The organism is Haloplanus sp. CK5-1, from assembly GCF_037201915.1.
Taxonomy (GTDB): Archaea; Halobacteriota; Halobacteria; order Halobacteriales; family Haloferacaceae; genus Haloplanus; species Haloplanus salilacus.
The window spans coordinates 1,646,103-1,665,624 of record NZ_CP147505.1 but is presented as its reverse complement, the minus strand read 5'-3'; the positions used below and the strand labels follow the sequence as shown (position 1 = coordinate 1,665,624).

Here is a 19,522-nt window from a genome sequence, read left to right as displayed (position 1 = left end):
GATCAATCGTCACTCCTCGGGTCCGGCGTCGCAATTCCGTCGTCGATGCCCTCGCCCCACTCGAACCGCCGCTGGAAGTACAGCGCGACGTTGACCAGCGCCAACAGGACTGGCACCTCGATCAGCGGCCCGACGACGGTGGCGAAGGCGACACCGGAGCCGACGCCGAACACCGCGACGGCGACGGCGATTGCGAGTTCGAAGTTGTTCGAGGCGGCGGTGAAGCCGATGGCCGTCGTCGTCGAGTAGTCCGCCCCGATTCCCCCGACCCATGCCGAAGCTCACGAGGAGCATCACGACGAAGTAGATAGTCAGCGGGACGGCGATCAGGAGTACGTCGCCGGGTGCGGCGACGATGTTGTCGCCCTGCGTGGCGAACATGACGACCACGGTGAAGAGGAGTGCCACGAGCGTCAGCGGATCGATCCGCGGGACGAACTCCTCGTCGTACCACGCCTCACCCTTCCGTCGGGTGCCGACGTAGCGGGTGAGGACGCCGGCGGTGAAGGGGATGCCGAGGAAGACGACGATGGCCTCGAACACCTGGGTCGGCGTCACGTCGAACGTCGTGATGCCGGCGACCAGCGCCTCCATCCCCAGCAGCAGTGGGAGGAAGAGGCCGAAAAACCAGACGTAGACGCCGTAGGTGACGATCTGAAAGAGGCTGTTGAACGCCACCAGTCCGGTGACGTACTCGGTCGATCCCTCCGCGAGTTCGTTCCAGACGAGCACCATCGCGATACAGCGGGCCATCCCGATGAACACGAGGCCGAGGAAGTACTCCGGTCGGGCCGATGAGCCAGTTCTGGACGAGGCTCAGGCCGAGGACGCGCCAGTTGGCGAAGACGCTCCGGAGTTGCGAGTAGTCCGCCTTCGCCAGCGGCGGATACATCATGACGCCGAGCCCGATCTCGACGAGGTGGAGGTCCCGAATCGGGGCGGTGACCGACGGCGCGGCGTATCCCAAGCCGACGTCGACCGCCATCGCACCGAAGATCCAGACGGTGAGATACTTGTCGAGGAAATCCATCGACCGCGGATCGCCACAGCTCTCACAGCCACAGTTCGGGCCGTGGTCGTGGACGCTACTCATCGACGTCGACGCTCCCTTTGAGGACGGTGACGAGGGCGACCGCGCGGTTGGTCGCACGGTACTTCTTCCACCGGCCCTCCTTTCGGCCGTCGACGAGCCCCGCCTCGACGAGTTGCGAAAGCGCGTGGCTGAGACCGCTCTCGGTCACGTCGACGACGGCGTGCAACTCACAGACACAGTTCCTCCGCCGCGGCCACGAGCGTCCGAACGAGCGTGTAGCGTGTCTCGTTGGCGAGCGCGGAGAGGACGCCCAGCTCGGCCTCCACTCGGTCGCTCCCGAGCGCCGCTTCGAGCGTTCCGAGTTCGTCGAGTCGTCGCTCGACGTCTTCGTCACGACACCCCTCGATCTCGGTGGCGAGATACCGCCGGAGACGCTCCGTCGCTTGTGCCATCGACATTCAGTTTAGTATTTGTTCAATTAACTGTTTCGACGAACGCCCCAAGTAGTCCCGAGATCTGTTTAGAGACACCAGCAAAACTTCCTCGCAATCGATTGAACAATGTCTAAACTACACTGGCCGTTCGGATGGTCGATCCTTCCCCTCCGGCCGAAGCTTCATGACGGTGGAAGAACAAGTACGGTAGCATGGACTGTCGAGTCGTCGTCGAGGCAGCGGTTCCGGTGTACGACGTCGAGACTCCCGACGAGGCGATCCGCATCGCCATCTCGAAGACGGGCGAGATGCTGAATCCGGATCTCAACTACGTCGAGATCGACATGGGTTCGCGGACGTCGCCGTCGGGTGAGGAACTCCCGCCGGCCTTCATCGCCGCCGACGAGGCCCTCGTCGCACTGGAGTTGGAGATGACCGTCTTCAACGTCGAACAGGAGGAACACGCCTCGCGCATCGCACGGAAAGAGATCGGCCAACGACTGGAGAACATCCCGCTCTCGATACTGGAGGTCGAGCGGAGCGACGACGAGGCGACGACGGACGACGCGAGCGACAGTGACGCCGACGAAGACGAAGACGAGGACGGGGACGAAGACCTCATCCCCGAGTTCGAGGAGTTGGTCGACGAGTGAGTCACGGCGTCGCCACTGGCGTGTCGGGCGTTCGGTGGGAGACCACCTCGTGACTCAGTCCGCGCGAGGAGCGACGCGCTCCTCGGACGTCTCCAGGGACGTCGTGATCCCGGTAGCCAACTTGAAAACAGCCGCCTTGTGGTCGGTCTTCGATTTGTGGATCGATGTGGGTCGCACCCCCATCTCCTCGTAGGCCGTCAGATCGATCTCGCCGTCGTGCCACGCCGAACACTGCTTTTCTACCTCTGCCAGGAGGCCGTGCAGGTGAATGAGCTCCTGCTTTTTCATAACAACCATTCGTAGCGTGTGGAAGGTTATATTATTATCTTGAGTTGGGTTAACATGCGACCCGGGGTTCACGCCGTTTTGAAACGTTTTAGTCCGCCGCCGTGTCAGATGTGGACATGGATTACGAAGACAGTCTCGACCGTGCCCTGGACGAGACACCGGAGATCACCGATTCCGCCGACAGGTTTCAGGTGCCCGATCCCACGGTTCGATCCGAGGGCAACGAAACTATCTACGAGAACTTCGGGGAGACACACGACCGCCTGAATCGCGACCGGAGCCACCTCTTCAAGTTCCTCCAGACGGAACTCGGGACGAGCGCCGGCATCGACGACCGGGGACGCGCCCGGTTCACCGGCGACTTCAAGCAGTCCCGTGTCGCGGACGCCGTCGACGAGTACGTCGAGTCGTTCGTGACGTGTTCGGAGTGCGGTTCTCCCGATACGCGACTGGTCGAGGAGCGCGGCGCGACGGTGTTGAAATGCGACGCTTGCGGTGCACTCTCTGCCGTTCCGGACCTGTGATCAGTCGAACTGCTTGACGAGTTCCAGGTCGCGTTCCGTCCGCATGAACTCCGCGAGCCGTCGCGTCGCGTGACATCCCGAACAGGTGAAATTCTTGCGGTGACCCGGGAGGTCGCTCGGGTCGTCCTCCCAGTCCTTTCCACACTCGGGGCACAGCAGTCTAACGAACGCTTCGACCATACCCCGTCTGTGTCACGAAGTCTCATTAATCGTTCGGCGACGACACCCCGTCGTGATTTCAAAACCCTTAACGGCGCTTCGGAGGTAGAGTCCGGTAGCGGGATGGGATAGCCAGGAGATTCCGCCGGGCTCATAACCCGGAGATCGGTGGTTCAAATCCACTTCCCGCTATGTTTTGTGGTTCGTGTAGCTGATTTGAACGAGAGGGCGAGCGACGGGTGGAGCGAGCCCGCGTGGTTCGAATCCACGTCCCACTATCTTCCGGCCGACACCACGAGCGAGGAGCGACGGCGCCCCCGTCCGTCGCCGGCGTCAGGACTCCGAACCCTGTTCGGTGCGCCCGAGGTACGCGTAGCAGTTCGGGCACTGGATCGGCCGTGCGCCGTGGCGGTCGGCGTCGCCGACGAACCGGGTGTGTGAGTAGCCCCGCCCGCACTCCTCGCAGGTCACGATGACGACCACACCCCGACCAGTCGCTCGGTGGCCTTGGAGGTGTCCATCCCGTCTCGGCTCACCCGTCGTCCGGGTCGTCGTCGGTCGGCCGGACGAGGTTGGCGAGCGTCACGAGGACGCCGAACGCCCAGCCGACGGGTACCGCGAGCGACCCCCACATCGCGACGTAGCCGAAGCCGACGAGTTCGAAGCGCTCCCGGAGGACGGTGTCGAGCCCACCGTAGGCGAGTAGGCCGTCGAGGAGCCACACCGCGACCGTCTCACTCCGGGGAAAGACGACGCTCGCGAGCGTCGGGGAGTAGAGCGCCGCCACCACCGGCGGGAGGAAGACGGCGACGACGCCGAAGGGGTAGGCGACGAACACGCTCGTCAGCCGCCCGCCGAGTCGCCCGAAGAGGAGCGCGAGGACCGTCGAGACGACGGCGACCGATCCGGCGGCGGCGACGGCCAAGAACCCTTCGGGTGAGAACCGGGCGCGCGCCAGAACGGTCAGCCCGCCCCAGACGAGTATCGCCAGGAGGACGGTGCCGATGCCCCCCAACCGCGTCGTCGTCCGGTCGACGCGCCGGACGTTGAACCGGACGAGCAGTCCGAGAACCGCGAGGGGGTAGCCGACGAACAGCCCCACGCCGCCGAGGACCGCCCACGCCCGATACGCCAACTGCTGTCCCGTCGTCCGTGGTGTCCAACGATTCACGACCGGATGCGAGTCGCGAAGCTGTGGGAAGGCAAGCGCCATCCACAGTCCGTGGAGCCGTCGGAGGTCGTATCCAACGTCGGCGACGAGGCCAAGCACTGCCAGTAACGTTCCCATCGTCCCGTCGATTCGGACGAACGGACTGTTAACGGTTCTGGGTTCGCGAACGAAGGGTGTGGGGTGGACGAGAAGACGGACGGTCCTCGCCGGATGGCCGGTCCGGCGACTGTGCGGCATGTCGCGAGTGGTGTTGTCGGTCGGTAGACTCCGTCATCACCCTCCACGACATGGTACAACACACCACAATATGAACGTTGCGGCCGACCGGACACGCGGGTCCGGCGGGTCGTCACTCCGCCCGGTCCGCGCGGCGGCGAGCGATCATCACCGCTCCTTGGAGGACGGCGTCCGCGCCGAGGTCCGTCAGTCCGATCTCCGGGGGATCGATCGACACCCGCCTCGGGATGCCCTCGCGGATCGGGTCGAGGATCGCGTCCGGGTTCTCGAGTGCGACAGCGCCGCCGAGGACGATCCGGGTCGGCGCGAACGCTTGGACCGCGGCCGCGACCCCGATGGCGTTCCACCGGCCGATCCGTTCGACGACCAGGTCGGCCAGGTCGTCATCGTCGCCGGCGCGGTCGAATACCGCCTTCGCCGTGAACGCCGACGCGTCGGCGGGGAGGTCGGTCTCGATCCCGTCCCCCGACTCCCGCCGGAGGTGCGCCGCGTACCGGGGGACGTTCTTCCCCCCACAGTACGCCTCCCAGTGCCCGTCGCCGCCACAGCCACACGTCAGCCGTCCCCGCGGATCGACCGTCACGTGACCGATCTCGGCGGCGTTGCCGCCCGCGCCGACGAGGACATCCCCGTCGACGACTGCCCCAGCCCCGATCCCGGTCGAGAGCGTGAGATACACCAGGTTCTCGGCCATCCCGGCCGCCCGCTCCGCGATCGCACCACAGGTCGCGTCGTTGTGGAGTTCCACCGCGTCGGTGCCGAGTCGATCCCGGAGCGGTTCGACGAGACGGACCGGTTCGTCGATCCCCTGGGCGTTCGGCGGGTCGACGAGCGTCCCCGCCGCCCGGTCGATGGGACCCATCGATCCGATCCCCGCGGCGACGGTGTCGCTCGCGTCGACCCTGGCGTCCGCACAGGCGCGGTCGACGAGGCCGAGGGTCGCCTCGGTGATCGCGTCGCTCCCGGCCGGCGTCGATCGTTCCGCGCGCCCGACGACGGTTCCATCGGAGTCCGCGACGGCCGCCCGGAGGTTCGTACCGCCGATGTCGATCCCGAGGAGGTGTGTCATCGACTCTCGGTTACCGGCCGCGGGGTGATGGATGTATCGCGTCGGTCGGCGTTCGGACGATGTGACGGACACGTCACGCCCGTGACTCGACGAGCGAACGCGTGGCTCGCGGAGAGCCCCACCGCCCCTCGACGCACTGCCGCCGCCGTCGACACGGGCAGGTGCGGGACTCGCCGGGGCCGCCTGCACGTCCACCCCGGCCCGGCGACGAAGTCCCGCGCAGTGGCGGTCGTGTTAAAGATCGGTCGTGATTAGCACCGGTTTATTTAACCGCCGCTGCGAACCGGTCACCGATGGGATTCGTCGAAGTCGATTCCGGCATCCTGTTCGGGTCGATTACGATGGTGACGTGGGGAATCTGGACGGTTTTGGGCAATGCCGCGTCGGAGTCCATCGACCCGAGGACGGCGGCCGCGATCTCGTATCTCGTGGCGGGCCTCCTCGCACTCGGGTTCCTCCTCGTTTCGGACGCGTCACTCGCCGTCACGGCGAGAGGTGGACTGCTCGCCGGCGTGGCCGGGTTGTTCACCGGAGCCGGCCTCATCTCGATGTACATCGGCTTCTCCCACGGATCGACGACGATAGTCGCCACGCTCGGTGCGATGTACTTCGTCGTCGCGGCCATCATCAGCATGGCTGTCCTCGGAGACGAGGTCACGCTGACGAAGTTCGCCGGAATCGCGTTCGCTGGGCTGAGTATCGTCTTGATCACTCGATAGCGACGACGACCCGCAGGTCCTACGACGCACTCGGAACCCCCGGTACGGTGACGCGTCTCCGAGGTGTGTAGGAACAGAGATGAGTTGGCTGGGGAGTTGTGGCCCCAGCGACGGTCGGAGACCGTCTGAAAGGTGGGCCAACACGGATTTGAACCGCGGACCTCCCGGTTATCAGCCGAGCGCTCAACCTGACTGAGCTATTGGCCCAGGTGAGCGCATTCAACCGTTGCCCGGTCGGGAGTTTAAGCGTTTCCGTTCGCGCTCTACTCGTCGTCGACGCGATAGGAACCGCCGTCCACGTCGTAGACGTCCTCGTCGTCGTTCGGGAACCCGGCCGTGTAGACGCCGCCGGTGACGAAGCCACCGCTCTTGCGGTCCAGGTACGGCCGCACCACGAGTCGTTCGAGAACCGCCCGGATCGGTGCCCGCGTCAGCGGGACGCCGAGCAGGAAGCCGATGGCGTCGGTCACGAGGCCGGGCGTGAGCAGGAACGCACCCGCGGCGATGAGCAGGCCACCGTCCATGAGTTCCTTCGTCGGCACCTCGCCCGTCGCGAGCCGTCGCTGGAGGCTGTTGATCGTGTGTCGCCCCTCCGCTCGGACCAGCAACATACCGATCAGTCCGGTGAGAACGACCAGTGCGACGGTCACCGGCGCGCCGACGGCGTCGGCGACGACGACGAGCAACAGGGCGTCGGCCAAGGGGATGAGCAACAGGAGCGCGAACACCCAGCGCAGGCGCATACCGCCCACTACCGGCGGCCCACTCATAGCCCTTTTGACGCGCGGGTCGGACGACGAAGGGCTTAGGCCCGCCCGTCCCCGAGTGACGCTATGACCGAGGGCACGCGCGTTGAGTGGCGGTCGTGGGGCGACGAGTCGTTCGCCGAAGCCCGCGACCGGGGGTCGCCCGTACTGCTCGCCCTGACGGCGACGTGGTGTGGGGAGTGTCACGAGATGGACGCCCGGACGTACGCCGAGCCACGGATCGCGGCCAACCTGAACGACGGGTTCGTGCCCGTCCGCGTCGACGTGGACCGCCACCCGCGGGTCCGGGAGCGGTACAACGTCGGCGGCTTCCCGTCGACGGTGTTCTGTACGCCCGACGGCGACCGCATCGCCGGCGCGGGCTTTCTCGGCCCCGACGGCATGCGACAGGTGATCGACCGGGTACGCGAGCGCTGGGACGAGAGCGGGTTCGACGCCGGCCGGGTCCCGCGGTCGCTCGCCGGCGACCCGCCGCCGTCGGGGGCGGTGACCGACCGCATCGAGGAACACCTCGCCGGCCGACTCGACGAGGCGTTCGACGCCGAGAACGGCGGCTGGGGCGACACACCCAAGTTTCCCCTGCCCCGAACCATCGAGTTCGCGCTCAAGCGCGACCCCGTGAAGGCCCGGCAGACCGTAGACGCCGTCGCCCGCGGCCTGTTCGACGAGGAGCGTGGCGGCTTCTACCGCTACGCCCGGGGTCGGGACTGGTCCGACCCCGACCGCGCGAAACTCCTCGCGGACAACGCCGCACTCGTGCGGGCGTTCGCCCACGCCTATTGCTACACCGGCGAGGAGCACTACCGCGACCGGGCCGAGCGAACCGTCGACTACCTGATCGACGTGCTCTGGAACGGATCGGCGTTCGGCGGGAGTCAGGGGCCCGCTGACGACGGCGAACCCCGGACGGACCTGACGGCCTTCGCCGACTCGAACGCCCTCGCGGTCGACGCCCTGCTCGTCCTCTCGTCGTACACCGACGCCGACCGTCCCCGCGAGTACGCCCGCCGGACGCTCTCGACGCTCCGCTCGACGTTCGTCGACGACGGCGTCGTCCGCCACCACGTGGACGCCGACGCCCCGACGCTCCTGCTGTCCGACGGGGCACGGACGGTCGCCGCCGGCGTCCGCGCGGCGCAGGTCCTCGGCGACGCCGACGCCCTCGCGGTGGCCCGGGACGTCGCCGACCGCACCGTCGAGGCCCTGTTCGCCGACGGCTGTTTCCGCGACGGACCGGCCGAGGGATCGGGGCTACTCGACCGCCCGCTCCGACCACTCGACGACAACGTCGAGATGGCCGACGCCCTGCTCGACCTGTCGATCCTGACGGGTGACGACCGGTACCGCGATGTCGCGAGCGAGGCGGTCGGCGCGTTCGCCGGTGCGTGGGATCGGTTCGGCGTCCGTGTCGCCGGCTACGGCTCCGTCGCCGCTCGCCTGTGTCGCGACCCGCTGGTGATCTCCGTTGCGACCGATCCCGGCCCCGGGAGTGACCTCCACCGCGCTGCCCTCCGTGTCGCCGACCACGAGAAGGTCGTCCGGCCCGCCGCCGAGGACGCCGATCCCGGGACCGCCGTCGTCCGCGTGGGCGAGCGCTCGCGAACCGTGACGACGCCGTCCGACCTCGTCGACTGTGTCGCCACGCTCGTCGAGTAAACGAGCGGTTCGTTTTTGTCCGTCGACCATCAGCCTCGCGTATGGCCTCGCTCCGTGACCTCGGGCTGTCCGAGTACGAGTCCCAGACGTATCGGACGCTCCTCGACCACGGCCCGACAACGGCCAAGGAGTTGTCGAACGCGAGCGGCGTGCCCATGGGACGGATCTACGACGTCCTCAACGGACTGGAGGGCAGCGGCCTCGTCCGGAGTCAGGCGGCGAGTCGCCCGAAGAAGTACGTCGCGGTCGAACCCGAGGCCGCACTGGATCGCCTCGTCGAGGCGCGCAAGCGCGAACTCGACCAGCAGGCCGAGCGCTACGAGGCCGTCGCCGACGACTTGGTCGGTGACCTCGATGCCGCCGACGCCGTCGACGAACAGTTCTGGACGGCCGCCGTCGGCCCCGAGGAGACAGTCGACCTGTTGCTCGAACGCCTCTCCGCCGCCGACGACCGTATCCGGCACGTCGCCGGAGTGCCCTCTACCCAGGTCGACCTCGGCGTGGTCGGTAAGCGGGCCCTCGAAGCGTTCGAGGCGGCGCTGGACCGGGGCGTGACGGTGTCGGTCCTCATCCACCCCGCGCTCCTCGACACCGTCTCCGACGACCTCAGCGAGGCCTACGCGAACCGCCTCTCGGAGCGGGACGGATACGAGTCCCGCGCGTCGACGGCCATCGACGGCACGTTCACGCTCGTCGACGACGTGGAGGTGTGTATCGAGGTGCCGAACCCACTCGATCCCGGCGAGACGCTCGCCATGATCGACTTCAAGGACGCGGCGTTCGCCGACGACGCCCGGGACGTCTTCGACCGGCAGTGGGCCGACTCGACGCCCCTCGATCCCGACGACGCCTGACGCGTTACCCCTCGAATCCGACTTCTTCTCGGAGCGCCTCCAGGGAGAGTTCGCGTTCCGCGTGGGCGTTGTGCTGGTGGATCGACTCGTCGTTCGACTGCTTCATGTGGATCACGGTGTCGTCGGCGAGGTGGTCGAACTCCTCGACGACGGACTCGGCGAGCGACCGCACGCAGTCCTCGACGAACTTCGCGTTGGCGTGGGCGTGGTAGGTCATGTGGTCCTCGTCGGGGCGCTTCGCGAGGTTGTAGATGCGGGCGCTCATCGCGTCGCGAGCCACGTCGATCACGTCCCGGAGGTCCACGTCGGGCGAGCCCTCGCTCGTGATCGTCAGCGTCGCGTGACCCCGCTGGGAGTGACCCGGTTGGGGCACCTCGTCGAGGAACGCCTCGGTCGTCTCGTCGTCGACGCCGAGGCTGGCGAGCGTCTCGCGGGCCCGCGACTCCGACATCCCCTGCGAACAGGGGCAGACCGTCATCCCGGTGACGCGTGCACCGATCTCTTCCCTGGTCCCCTCCTCGGTGGCGACGGCCCCCGCGATGATCGTCGCGGTGTTCTGAGTGTCGAGCCCCGACGCTGGCGTCTGCTCGCGGGTGACGTAGTCGGCCTCCATCCGGACCTCGGCGGTCGAGGTGTACTCGTGTTTCTCGAGGAGGCGTTCGGCCACGTCGCCACACACCTCCTCGACGCGGTAGGACGGTTCCGAGACGGCCGCCTCTAGAGTCTCGTCGATCACCTGCATGTTCCGGCTCATGTCGATCCCCTTGCGGCCGCTGGGCAGGTCGACGAACACTTCGAACTCCGCCATCAGCACGATCGGGCGCTGCCCGTTCCGGTCGAGTTTGACGAGTTTCTCGACCCCGGTCACGCCGACCTGACTGAGCCCGACGGTCACGTCGGGTTGGCTTGCCTGTACGTCAGGCAACTGGTGACTCATCGGCTATGGGCAAGGCTTGGCTGCGATTATGGCTTTCGGTCGGTCAGGGCCAGTCGTCGCGCGTCTCGGTCTCGAAGGGGTCCTCCTCGCTCGGTTCGCCGAGGTCCCACTCGGCGAACTCCGCCGCCTCCTCGACGGACAGAAACTCCCAGTCGGCCGCCTCCGCGGCGGCCCGGTCCTCGTCGGTCGTACCGACGAAGACGTGCCGGTCGGTGTCGAACTGGTCGCGCACGTTCTCGAGGCTCTCGTCGACGCCCCGCGGTCCCGAGAAGAAGTCCTGGCGGATGCGTCGCTTGCGCGTGAAGTTGGTGACGACGTACGTCGGCCGATCGCTGAGGACGCCCACGTACTCGGTCCACTTGCGGGCGTCGTCGAACACCGCGTTCGGATCCGCGAGTCGTTTGAGCGCCTCGAGTTCGAACGCGAGCGTCATCGTGCCGCCGCTGTCCATAGGGTCGCTACCGCTGGCGCGGGCAAAACCGCTTCGGTCCGGCCGCCACGCCTACTGGATGTGGTAGTAGTCGGTGAACACGACCACGTCGCCCTCGTCGAGGCCCGAGAGGGTCGTCGGATCCCGCGGCGACGCGCCCGCCTCGACGTGAACCAGATACTCCTGTGCCGCGTCGTCGAGTTCGTCGAAGTGGCGGACCCGGGCGCTCTCGGGCACCGAGTTCGTTCGGTTCACCTCGTACTCCGTGCCGACGGTCCGTGTCATATGATACCAATGAACACTAACGATGATAAAGGTTTCGTCGATCCCGCCGAATGGCCTCTCCCCGCACCCCTCAGGAGTCGGAGAGGAACTGTAACGTCTGCTCGTCGGGATCACCCCCGTAGTATCGCTCCAGCGCCGTTCCGAACGGAGTCGGGTCGTCCGCGACGGCGTCGAAGAGCGTCATGGACGATCGAAACTTCAGGTCGTCTGGCGAGCCGAATATCTCGGTCGCCGAGCGCCCGTCGATCCCGTTCACGATCCCCGTACACTCCGTCAGCCGCGGCCCAAGCACCGGGTGCGACAGGTACGCCTCCGCTTCGGCCCGCGACGATATCGCGTACCGCCGGGCCATCTCGCTGCTGCCGAGGCCGGCGACCTGTGGGAAGACGAACCACATCCAGTGGGTTCGCTTGCGCCCCGACCGCAGTTCCGACTTCACCTGTTCGATCACGGGATCTTGCGCCGCGACGAACCGCTGTAAGTCGTGAGGATCGGACACGTCGTCCAGATACACCGCCGTTCGGGTTTGAATTCACCGGCGGAACCGCCGACAGCGGTGCGGCGGCGTGTACGACTACCCGCTCGGCGAGCCCCGGGACGGAGTTAGCGGTTCTCCTTGTAGACGTTCACCAGTTCCTGCATGGACTCCTTGGCGTCGCCGAAGAGCATGCTCGTGTTGTCCTGTGCGAACAGCGGGTTGGGGATGCCGGAGAACCCGGGGCTGAGACTGCGCTTGTTGACGATCACGGAGCGAGCCTCGCCGACGTTCAGGACCGGCATGCCGGCGATGGGGCTGGAGTCGTCGGTGTTCGCCATCGGGTTGACCACGTCGTTGGCCCCCGTGACGATCACGACGTCCGTCTGGGAGAACGTCGGATTCACCTCCTCCAGTTCCCGCATCTTGTCGTAGGGGACGTCGGCCTCGGCCAGCAACGCGTTCATGTGTCCCGGCATCCGACCGGCGACCGGGTGGATGCCGAACTCGACGTCGACGCCCTCTTCCTCCAGCAGTTCGGCCAGTTCGGCGACGGCGTGTTGGGCCTGTGCGACGGCCATCCCGTAGCCGGGGACGATGACGACGCGGTCGGCCACGTCCAGCAACATCTCGACCTCCTCGGCGGAGGTTTCGCTGATCGATCCCTCGTAGATGTCCGCCATGTCCTCGGACTCCTCGTCGCTCCCGAGGCCGCCGAAGAGGACGTTGACCAGCGATCGGTTCATCGACTCGCACATGATGACCGTCAGGATCAGCCCCGACGCGCCGACCAGCGTTCCCGCGATGATGAGGACGGTGTTGTCGAGGACGAACCCCGTCGTCGCGGCGGCCAGTCCGGAGTAGGAGTTCAGGAGCGCGATCACCACGGGCATGTCCGCCCCGCCGATGGGGACGACGAGGAACACGCCAAGGACCGACGCGGCGACGACCAGAACCCAGTACGACGGGACCAGGTCGGCCAGCCCCCCGCCGACGATACCGGGTTGGACGACCAGCGCGGCCCCACCCGCGAGGGCGGTCAGGAGCGTCACGACCTTGATCCCGTGACCGACGTTGGTGCTCACGGGCGAGTCGCCGACCAGCCCGTGGAGTTTGCCGGCGGCGACGAGACTCCCCCAGAACGTCACCGATCCGATGATGCCGGCGATGGCTGCCGTCACGGTCACGCCGACCGGGAGACCGCTCCCGGTGGCGGTGAGGTCGACCAGCTCCGCCCCCGCGACGAGCGCGGAGGCACCGCCGCCGAAGCCGTTGAACAGGCCGACTAGCTGGGGCATCTCGGTCGTCTCGACCGTCACCGCCAGCCACGCGCCGATCCCCCCGCCGACGAGGAGGGCGGCCGCGAGCACCAGCGGCGAGAGGATCTCGAACCAGAGCACCGTGACCGCCACCGCGACGAACATCCCCAGCGCCGAAATTTGGTTCCCGCGCGTCGCCGTCCGCGGGTGTGTCATGTCGCGCAACCCCTGAATGAAGAGGACGCCCGCGATCAGGTACGCGAACTGCAACACCGCGTCCGGGAGACCGCCGATCACGCCCGCCATCTCACTTCCCCCGCTGGCTGAACTGGTCGAGCATGAAGTGACTCACGAGATACCCGCCGACGACGTTGATCGTCGCCATCACGACCGCGACGAAACCGAGCGCTGTCGCGAGGGTCGTCGATCCCGACCCCGCGACGACGACCGACCCGAGGAGCGTGATCCCCGAGATGGCGTTCGCCCCGGACATCAACGGCGTGTGGAGGTTCGTCGGGATCTTCGTGATGATCTCGTAGCCGACGAACGCCGAGAGCACGAACAGCGTCAGGTTCCCGACGAACGTCACGCTCGGTCACCCCTCATCCGTCCCGTCCTCCTCGTCTTCGGCGTCCTGTTCGTCGCTCTCCTCGTGGGGTCGTCGTATCGTGCCATCGTGGGTGAGTAGCGTCGAGTCGATGATCTCGTCCGTCGTGTCGATATCGAGTGTGCCGTCCTCCAGCAGGTGGTCGAGAAAGTTGTACAGGTTGTTGGCGAACAGTTGACTCGCCGTCCCCGGCACCGTCGCCGGGAGGTTGGTCGGGCCGAACACCGTCACGCCCTCGTAGGTGACCGTCTCGTCGGCCACCGTCGGATCGCAGTTGCCGCCGTCGGCCGCCGCGAGGTCGACGATCACCGAGCCGTCGTCCATGTCGGTGATCATCTCCTCGCTGACGAGTTCGGGTGCCGGTGCGCCGGGGATGGCCGCCGTCGTGATCACCACGTCCGACTCGGGGACGACCCGCCCCAGTTCCTTGCGCTGTTGTTCGTAGAACTCCTCGCCCATCTCGACGGCGTACCCCTCGTCGTCGCCCGACCCCTCCGTCTCCAAGTCGAGTTCGACGAAGTCCGCACCGAGGCTCTCGACCTCCTGTTTCACCTCCAGTCTGATGTCGTACCCCCGGACGGACGCGCCGAGGCGCTCGGCCGTCGAGATGGCCTTCAGCCCCGAGACCCCCGCGCCGATAACGAACACCTCCGCGGGCTGGACGGTGCCCGCGGCGGTCATCTCCAGCGGGAAGAGTTTGGGCAGTCGCTCGGCCGCCACCAGCGCCGCCTTGTAGCCGCCGACGCTCGCCATCGACGACAGCACGTCCATGCTCTGGGCGCGGCTGATGCGGGGCATGAACTCCAGAGCGAAGGCGCTGACCCGGCGGTCGCCCAGTTCCTCCCACGTCCCCTCCTCGAGGTCGTAGGGACCGAGCGTGCCGATCACGACCTGTCCCTCCCGGTAGGGGTCCATCGGCTCTCCCTCGTTGGCCGCCAGCCCCCTGACCTGACAGATCACGTCCGCCCGGTCGAACACCTCGTCCCGGCCGTCGACGACCGTACACCCCGCCTCGCGGTAGGCGTCGTCCGACCACTCGGACCCGACGCCCGCACCGCTCGTGACACACACGTCGATGTCCCGGTCGACCAGTTTCTTCGCCACCTTGGGGATGAGCGAAACGCGTGTTTCGCCCTCGGCCGTCTCGCTCGGCACGCCGACGATCATGGCTCGGTGCCCCGACCTGCTGGCGCCGCCGTCGCCGTCGCCGTCGCCGTCGCTACCGATCGTCGACCGACGCTCCCTCGACATGCGTTGTGTCGTCTCGTGGCCACGTGTACCATGTGAGTGTGACTCACGTGCCGAGGCATCTCGGAGTGTTCACATAAAATCTCGGGCGAATCCGGGGCCGTCCGCTGCCCCTTACCTTACTGTTCTTGGGCGGGCGCGAGGTCGTCGAGGTCGACCGACTGCTGGAGGAGGGCCTCCTTCTGGTCGGCGACGACGCGCTCCTCTTTCATCAGTTTCTTGTAGGCGCTCTGGGGCGAGAGATCGCCGATCAGGACGCCGCCGACGATCTTGCCGTCCTTGAACGCCAGCCGCCGCCACTCCGTCTCGGAGTACTTGCGCTCGCACTCGTCGTCCCCGATTGTCGGGTGGCCAAAGGAGAGGAACGGGAAGTCGAAGTGCGTGATCGAGTACGACGAGACGAACCGGAACGCCTCGGACTCGGGGTCGAGCATGTTCTTCGCGGCGACCGTCCCCTGTGCCTTGGCGCTGTCCCACGAGCCGTTCTGGGCGCGCTCCCCGAGGATCGTGTCGTGGTACCGCGTGATGTCGCCGGCGGCGAAGACGTCGTCGACGTTCGTCCGCATGTACTCGTCGACAAGGATCCCGTCGTCGACATCGACGTCGGTCCCCTGCAGGATCTCCGTGTTGTAGTTCAGACCGATGGCGATGCCGACGAAGTCACCCTCGTAGCGGTCGCCGTCGGGGTCGACCGCCGCCGTGACGTGGCCGTCGTCGGTCTCGAAACGGTCGACGCCGCTCTGAAAGACGGGTTCGACGCCGCGGTCGCGCATCGCGTCGTGGAGGATCTCCGCACCCTCCGTGGAGAGCGCGTAGCGCCACCAACAGTCGCCACGCATGAGGTAGTGGGCGTCGACGTCCTGTTCGCCACAGATGGCCGCGAGATCGATTCCCAGCAACCCAGCCCCGACGACGAGGCCCGTCTCCGCCGCCTCGGCGTGTTCGCGGATCGATCGGGCGTCCTGGAACGTCCAGAAGTGGTGGATGCCCTCGGCGTCGCTGTTCTCGACCGGCAGTTGGGTCGGCGTCCCGCCCGTGGCGACGAGGAGTTTGTCGTACTCGATAGTCTCGTCTTCGTGGGTTCGGAGTCGGTGGGCGTCGGTGTCGATGTCCGTGACCAGCGTGTCGAGTCGGAGGTCGATGTCCCGCTCTTCGTACCACTCGGGTTCGTGGATCGAGACGGGCATCTCGGGGAGTTTCCCCTTGGCGAACTCCTTGATGAGGATGCGGTTGTAGAGGGCTTCACCCTCGTCGGTGATGACGGTGATGTCGGCGTCGGGAGCCTCGTCGCGCAACGTTTCGGCGGCGGAACTGCCGGCGATCCCGTCGCCGATTATCACATACGACTGGGTCATATACCGTGGTTTGTAGGTGCGGGTTAATGTCGGTTGCTATCCGCGAAATTCGCCGGAACTCCGCCCTACCGGTGGGTTGAAGACCGGAGGGTCCCAACCAACGGCGATGAAACTCCGCCAGAACGTCCGACACTTCGCCGCCAAGCAGGCGCTCACCATGCCCGTCGTCGGTGAGAAGGTCCGCGAGAAACTCGTCGACCTCCACGTCGACGTCTTCGGCGAGAAGGCCGCCGAGGGCCGCCGCGGGGAGCGCGAACCCCGACTGGAGGCCTTTTTCGACCGCACGTTCGACACCTACGTCGACGCTCTCGACGCTGGCTTCTCGGAGGCCGAGGCCCGCGAGATCACCCACATCCAAGCCAACTTCGAGTTCTACAACCACGGCTGGACCGAGATGATGGAGTTCCCCGCCGACGAACTCGAGGCCCACCACGACCGCTACGGCGACTTCTTCGACCGGCACGGCATCACCATCGCGGACCCGCTCGGCGAGTACGGCGACACCCTCCCCGACGCCCCGGCGACCCCCGAACGCCTCGACGACCCCGTCCACCCCCACGCCGAGGGCGGCTTCGCCGACGACGTCTACGTCGACGACGGCGACGGGAACGTCGTCGTCGGCGGGCACGACGAACCTGCGGACGTGGACGTCACCGCCGCTCCCGGCGTCGACGAGGACGAAGGCGAGGCTTAATCCTCCGCGATCAGATCCGCACACTCGAACCCCGCGACGATGCCGCCGTTGAGGCTCCGCTCCGGGTACTGTGCCCGACTCGCCATCCCCGCGTAGTAGACGCCCTCGGCCACCTCGGACAAGTCGTACGGCACCACCATCTCGAGGTATCCCCGCTCGTACACCGGCGCGGCCCGCGGGTTGCGCGCCACGCGGAACTCGCTCACGTCGGCGGGGTCGAACGCTGGAAACATCTCCGCGATCCCTCCCAGCCACGACTCCCGCAACTCCGTGTCGTCCATCCGCCACACCGCCTCGCTCGGGTCCTGCACGTAACTCGCGACGTAGAGCAGGTTGTCCCCGCCGTAGCGCTCCGGCGGCACGAAGTTCGTGTGTTCGATCAGCGCGCCGAAAGGTGCGTCGTCGGCGACGTTGAGCCAGTACGTCTCCGTCAGCTGTTCATCCATCGTCACCACGGCACACACCGCTCCCTGGAAGTCGATGTCGCAGGTGTACCCTGTCAGCTCCTCTAAGACGTTCGGCATCGTCGCGACGACGACGCCGTCGGTCGAGCGCGTCTCGACGCCCGCGTCGGTCTCGACGGTGATCGACTCGACCGCCTCCCCCCGCACGTCGAGGTCGGTCGCGCGAGCGCCCGTCCGGACGTTCTCCCGGTCCACCGCGTCGACGAGGGCGTCGATCAGGGTCGCGAACCCGCCGTCGAAGTAGCCGAGGATCTCGCCCCGCAGGAGGTCGCGCTCGCCACGGAACTTGATGCGCCCCAGCAGCCACGCCGCGCTCACGTCCACCTTCCGGTCACCGAACTTGGCGTCCAGCAAGGGTTCGAAGAAGTTCTCGTAGACGCCCCGGGTCGTGTGTTCGAGGAGGAACTCCTTGATCGGGACGTCCTCGAAGTCGGTCAGGTCGTCGTAGGTGTCGAAGCGGGGGCGGCCACCCCGGACGTCGATCTCCAGCGTGAGGAGGCCGAGCCGGAACGTGTCGTAGAGGCTCAGATGCGGGTAGGCAGCGATCTGTGGCAGGGTGTCGAGGGGGTGGACGATCCCGTCGACGTAGTAGGCGTTCTTGCCGATCAGCCACTCCACGTGGTCGCCCAGCCCCAACTCCTCGGCCACCTCGACGATGGTCTCCTCGGACTTCGAGAGGTGGTGGTAGAACTGCTCGATATCGTCGCCCGCCGTCTCGTAGGTCGCCGCGAGGCCGCCGAGGTCGTCGCCCGCCTCCAGCACCGTCACCTCGTGGCCGTGCCTCTGGAGTCGGTAGGCGGCGGCCAGTCCGGCGATGCCGCCGCCGACGACGTGGATCATACCTCCCCTGTGCCGGGCAGGGGCAAGTGGATTATGGTCGGCTGTCGCCGCTCAGACCCACGGCACCGACCGCGCCTGCAACTCCCCGGCCAGCGACTCCCGCATCGCCGCAGTCGGATCGGACCGGTTCGCCAGCGCCCACATCAGTTTCGCCGTCGCCGTCTCCGGTAGGGTGTCGCCCGCCTCGACGACGCCCGCCTCCAGCAGGTCGCGGCCGGTGTCGTAGACGCGGTCACAGACCCGGCCCTCCAGACACTGGCTGGTCATCGTGACGACCGTCCCCTGGTCGACGAGCTCCTCGATCCGGTCGATCCAGTCGGTGGCCACGTGGCCCAGTCCAGTCCCCTCGATCACCACGCCCGCGGCGTCGTCGAGATAGGAGAGCGCCGCGGGGTCCATCCCCGGTGTGAACTTGACGAGTTCGACGCCCGTCTCCAGGTCGGGTGCGAGGCCGAGTTCCGTCTCCCCGCGTGCCGGCCCGTCGCGCCGGAACGTGACTTCCTCGCGTTCGTAGTCGACGCGACCGACCGGCTCCGCCCCGACCGTCTCGAAGGCGTCGCGTCGCGAGGTGTGATTCTTGCGGACCCGCGTGGCGTGGTGGAGCGCGCAGGCGTCGTCACTCGACGAGGCGTGCATGCAGACGAGTACGTCCGCCCGGTCGCTCTTGGCCGCCTCCACCGCACACACCGCGTTCATCACGTTGTCGCTGGAGGGGCGGTCCGCCGACCGCTGGCTCCCCGTGAACACCACCGGAACGGGGGTGTCGAGCATGAACGCGAGCGCCGACGCCGTGTACTGCATCGTGTCGGTGCCGTGCATGACGACGACGCCGTCGGCGCCGGCCTCTATCTCCTCGTGGACGGCCGTCGCGAGGTCCTGCCACACCGCGGGCGTCATGTTCTCCGAGAGAATGTTGGCGACGACCCGGCCGCGGTAGTTGGCCCGGCCCGCGAGGTCCGGCACCGCACGCAGGACGTCCTCGGCGTCGAACTGCGCGGTCACCGCGCCGGTCCGGTAGTCGACGGTCGAGGCGATGGTCCCCCCCGTCGAGATGAGCGAGACGGTTGGGAGGTCGTCGTCGAACTCGATCGTCGAGTCGCCGTCCTCGCCGCTTCCGTCCACGTCGTGGACGTCCCGTTCCAACAGTTCGACGGCGGCCTCGTCGCGGTCGACGCCGACGTTGTAGCCGCCGGGTAGCTTCACGACGAGGTGGTCGGCCGTGGTCGAGGGCATGAGGACGCCCTCGTTCTCGACGCCGCCGCGTTCGACGCGGACGCGATCCCCTGGGTTCATGCGACGGGATACCCGCCGGGTGGACTTGAATCCACTCGTTGCCCGGCGCAAGCCACTTCACCGTCGCTCCC

General features: G+C 67.1%; 22 protein-coding genes, 2 tRNA genes and 2 pseudogenes. 7 read left to right on the top strand and 19 right to left on the bottom strand.

From position 1 onward, the window contains the following. Positions 1–2: 2 nt before the first annotated feature. A pseudogene (gene arsB, locus NBT81_RS08820) lies at positions 3–1,093 on the bottom strand (ACR3 family arsenite efflux transporter). Beyond that, a pseudogene (locus NBT81_RS08815) lies at positions 1,086–1,485 on the bottom strand (ArsR/SmtB family transcription factor). The pseudogenes arsB and NBT81_RS08815 overlap by 8 nt, the downstream one beginning before the upstream one ends. 194 nt (positions 1,486–1,679) lie before the next feature. On the opposite strand from NBT81_RS08815, the gene NBT81_RS08810 reads away from it, so the two are divergent. Continuing rightward, complete coding sequence (locus NBT81_RS08810) at positions 1,680–2,120, top strand: DUF555 domain-containing protein (RefSeq protein ID WP_338737666.1); 441 nt, start codon at positions 1,680–1,682, stop codon at positions 2,118–2,120. A gap of 54 nt (positions 2,121–2,174) precedes the next feature. Here the strand turns inward: NBT81_RS08810 and NBT81_RS08805 are convergent, their stop codons facing one another. After that, positions 2,175–2,408 carry a UPF0058 family protein gene (locus tag NBT81_RS08805; protein ID WP_338737664.1) on the bottom strand — a complete coding sequence of 78 codons (234 nt, stop codon included), beginning with the start codon at positions 2,406–2,408 and terminating at the stop codon, positions 2,175–2,177. 116 nt (positions 2,409–2,524) lie between these two features. Between NBT81_RS08805 and NBT81_RS08800 the strand changes: the two genes are divergently transcribed. Then, positions 2,525–2,932 carry a translation initiation factor IF-2 subunit beta gene (locus tag NBT81_RS08800; protein WP_338737662.1) on the top strand — a complete coding sequence of 136 codons (408 nt, stop codon included), beginning with the start codon at positions 2,525–2,527 and terminating at the stop codon, positions 2,930–2,932. Here NBT81_RS08800 and NBT81_RS08795 read toward each other — a convergent pair whose 3' ends face one another. Then, the gene (locus tag NBT81_RS08795; protein ID WP_338737660.1) at positions 2,933–3,112 is read right to left on the bottom strand and encodes a hypothetical protein; all 180 of its coding nucleotides are present in this window, start codon (positions 3,110–3,112) and stop codon (positions 2,933–2,935) included. Between the two features lie 96 nt (positions 3,113–3,208). Between NBT81_RS08795 and NBT81_RS08790 the strand changes: the two genes are divergently transcribed. Beyond that, a tRNA-Met gene (locus NBT81_RS08790) sits at positions 3,209–3,283 on the top strand. Between the two features lie 141 nt (positions 3,284–3,424). Here NBT81_RS08790 and NBT81_RS08785 read toward each other — a convergent pair. The 3 genes from NBT81_RS08785 to NBT81_RS08775 form a co-directional block, all read right to left on the bottom strand. Further along, positions 3,425–3,574, bottom strand: a complete 150-nt coding sequence (locus NBT81_RS08785) for a hypothetical protein (RefSeq protein WP_338737658.1) — start codon at positions 3,572–3,574, stop codon at positions 3,425–3,427. Positions 3,575–3,623: 49 nt separating this feature from the next. After that, complete coding sequence (locus tag NBT81_RS08780) at positions 3,624–4,379, bottom strand: hypothetical protein (RefSeq protein WP_338737656.1); 756 nt, start codon at positions 4,377–4,379, stop codon at positions 3,624–3,626. Positions 4,380–4,611: 232 nt separating this feature from the next. Next, positions 4,612–5,568: an ROK family protein gene (locus NBT81_RS08775; protein ID WP_338737654.1), complete on the bottom strand. Its 957-nt coding sequence runs from the start codon at positions 5,566–5,568 to the stop codon at positions 4,612–4,614. A gap of 293 nt (positions 5,569–5,861) precedes the next feature. On the opposite strand from NBT81_RS08775, the gene NBT81_RS08770 reads away from it, so the two are divergent. Further along, positions 5,862–6,287 carry a DMT family transporter gene (locus NBT81_RS08770; protein WP_338737653.1) on the top strand — a complete coding sequence of 142 codons (426 nt, stop codon included), beginning with the start codon at positions 5,862–5,864 and terminating at the stop codon, positions 6,285–6,287. A 133-nt stretch (positions 6,288–6,420) separates the two neighbouring features. Here the strand turns inward: NBT81_RS08770 and NBT81_RS08765 are convergent. Together NBT81_RS08765 and NBT81_RS08760 are read right to left on the bottom strand one after the other, a co-directional pair. Continuing rightward, a tRNA-Ile gene (locus NBT81_RS08765) sits at positions 6,421–6,494 on the bottom strand. Positions 6,495–6,550: 56 nt separating this feature from the next. Beyond that, entirely contained in the window at positions 6,551–7,030 is a 480-nt protein-coding gene (locus tag NBT81_RS08760) for an FxsA family protein (RefSeq protein ID WP_338737651.1), read from the bottom strand. 90 nt (positions 7,031–7,120) lie between these two features. Between NBT81_RS08760 and NBT81_RS08755 the strand changes: the two genes are divergently transcribed. Together NBT81_RS08755 and NBT81_RS08750 are read left to right on the top strand one after the other, a co-directional pair. Beyond that, a complete protein-coding gene (locus NBT81_RS08755) occupies positions 7,121–8,710 on the top strand; it encodes a DUF255 domain-containing protein (protein ID WP_338737649.1) in 1,590 nt (529 codons plus the stop codon). 41 nt (positions 8,711–8,751) lie between these two features. Continuing rightward, positions 8,752–9,564: a TrmB family transcriptional regulator gene (locus NBT81_RS08750; RefSeq protein WP_338737647.1), complete on the top strand. Its 813-nt coding sequence runs from the start codon at positions 8,752–8,754 to the stop codon at positions 9,562–9,564. A gap of 4 nt (positions 9,565–9,568) precedes the next feature. Here NBT81_RS08750 and mptA read toward each other — a convergent pair whose 3' ends face one another. From mptA to NBT81_RS08710, 8 genes are all read right to left on the bottom strand, one after another. After that, positions 9,569–10,501: a GTP cyclohydrolase MptA gene (gene mptA, locus NBT81_RS08745; RefSeq protein WP_338737645.1), complete on the bottom strand. Its 933-nt coding sequence runs from the start codon at positions 10,499–10,501 to the stop codon at positions 9,569–9,571. A gap of 43 nt (positions 10,502–10,544) precedes the next feature. Next, on the bottom strand, positions 10,545–10,952 hold the full coding sequence (locus NBT81_RS08740) for a DUF7124 domain-containing protein (protein ID WP_338737643.1): 408 nt from the start codon (positions 10,950–10,952) through the stop codon (positions 10,545–10,547). Positions 10,953–11,003: 51 nt separating this feature from the next. After that, positions 11,004–11,216 carry a hypothetical protein gene (locus tag NBT81_RS08735; RefSeq protein WP_338737642.1) on the bottom strand — a complete coding sequence of 71 codons (213 nt, stop codon included), beginning with the start codon at positions 11,214–11,216 and terminating at the stop codon, positions 11,004–11,006. A gap of 70 nt (positions 11,217–11,286) precedes the next feature. After that, a complete protein-coding gene (locus NBT81_RS08730) occupies positions 11,287–11,715 on the bottom strand; it encodes a DUF1810 domain-containing protein (protein ID WP_338737641.1) in 429 nt (142 codons plus the stop codon). Between the two features lie 104 nt (positions 11,716–11,819). Next, a complete protein-coding gene (locus tag NBT81_RS08725; RefSeq protein WP_338737639.1) occupies positions 11,820–13,256 on the bottom strand; it encodes an NAD(P)(+) transhydrogenase (Re/Si-specific) subunit beta in 1,437 nt (478 codons plus the stop codon). Position 13,257: 1 nt separating this feature from the next. Beyond that, complete coding sequence (locus NBT81_RS08720) at positions 13,258–13,539, bottom strand: NAD(P) transhydrogenase subunit alpha (RefSeq protein WP_338737638.1); 282 nt, start codon at positions 13,537–13,539, stop codon at positions 13,258–13,260. A 6-nt stretch (positions 13,540–13,545) separates the two neighbouring features. Beyond that, on the bottom strand, positions 13,546–14,808 hold the full coding sequence (locus NBT81_RS08715; RefSeq protein WP_338737636.1) for an NAD(P) transhydrogenase subunit alpha: 1,263 nt from the start codon (positions 14,806–14,808) through the stop codon (positions 13,546–13,548). 116 nt (positions 14,809–14,924) lie between these two features. Then, on the bottom strand, positions 14,925–16,160 hold the full coding sequence (locus tag NBT81_RS08710) for an NAD(P)/FAD-dependent oxidoreductase (RefSeq protein ID WP_338737634.1): 1,236 nt from the start codon (positions 16,158–16,160) through the stop codon (positions 14,925–14,927). Positions 16,161–16,266: 106 nt separating this feature from the next. Between NBT81_RS08710 and NBT81_RS08705 the strand changes: the two genes are divergently transcribed. Beyond that, on the top strand, positions 16,267–16,854 hold the full coding sequence (locus NBT81_RS08705) for a DUF6149 family protein (protein WP_338737632.1): 588 nt from the start codon (positions 16,267–16,269) through the stop codon (positions 16,852–16,854). On the opposite strand, the gene NBT81_RS08700 is transcribed toward NBT81_RS08705, so the two are convergent. Together NBT81_RS08700 and gatD are read right to left on the bottom strand one after the other, a co-directional pair. Continuing rightward, positions 16,851–18,158: an NAD(P)/FAD-dependent oxidoreductase gene (locus NBT81_RS08700; protein ID WP_338737630.1), complete on the bottom strand. Its 1,308-nt coding sequence runs from the start codon at positions 18,156–18,158 to the stop codon at positions 16,851–16,853. The two genes, NBT81_RS08705 and NBT81_RS08700, sit on opposite strands and share 4 nt — an antisense overlap. A gap of 51 nt (positions 18,159–18,209) precedes the next feature. Beyond that, a complete protein-coding gene (gatD, locus tag NBT81_RS08695; protein WP_338737628.1) occupies positions 18,210–19,451 on the bottom strand; it encodes a Glu-tRNA(Gln) amidotransferase subunit GatD in 1,242 nt (413 codons plus the stop codon). Positions 19,452–19,522 lie beyond the last annotated feature (71 nt).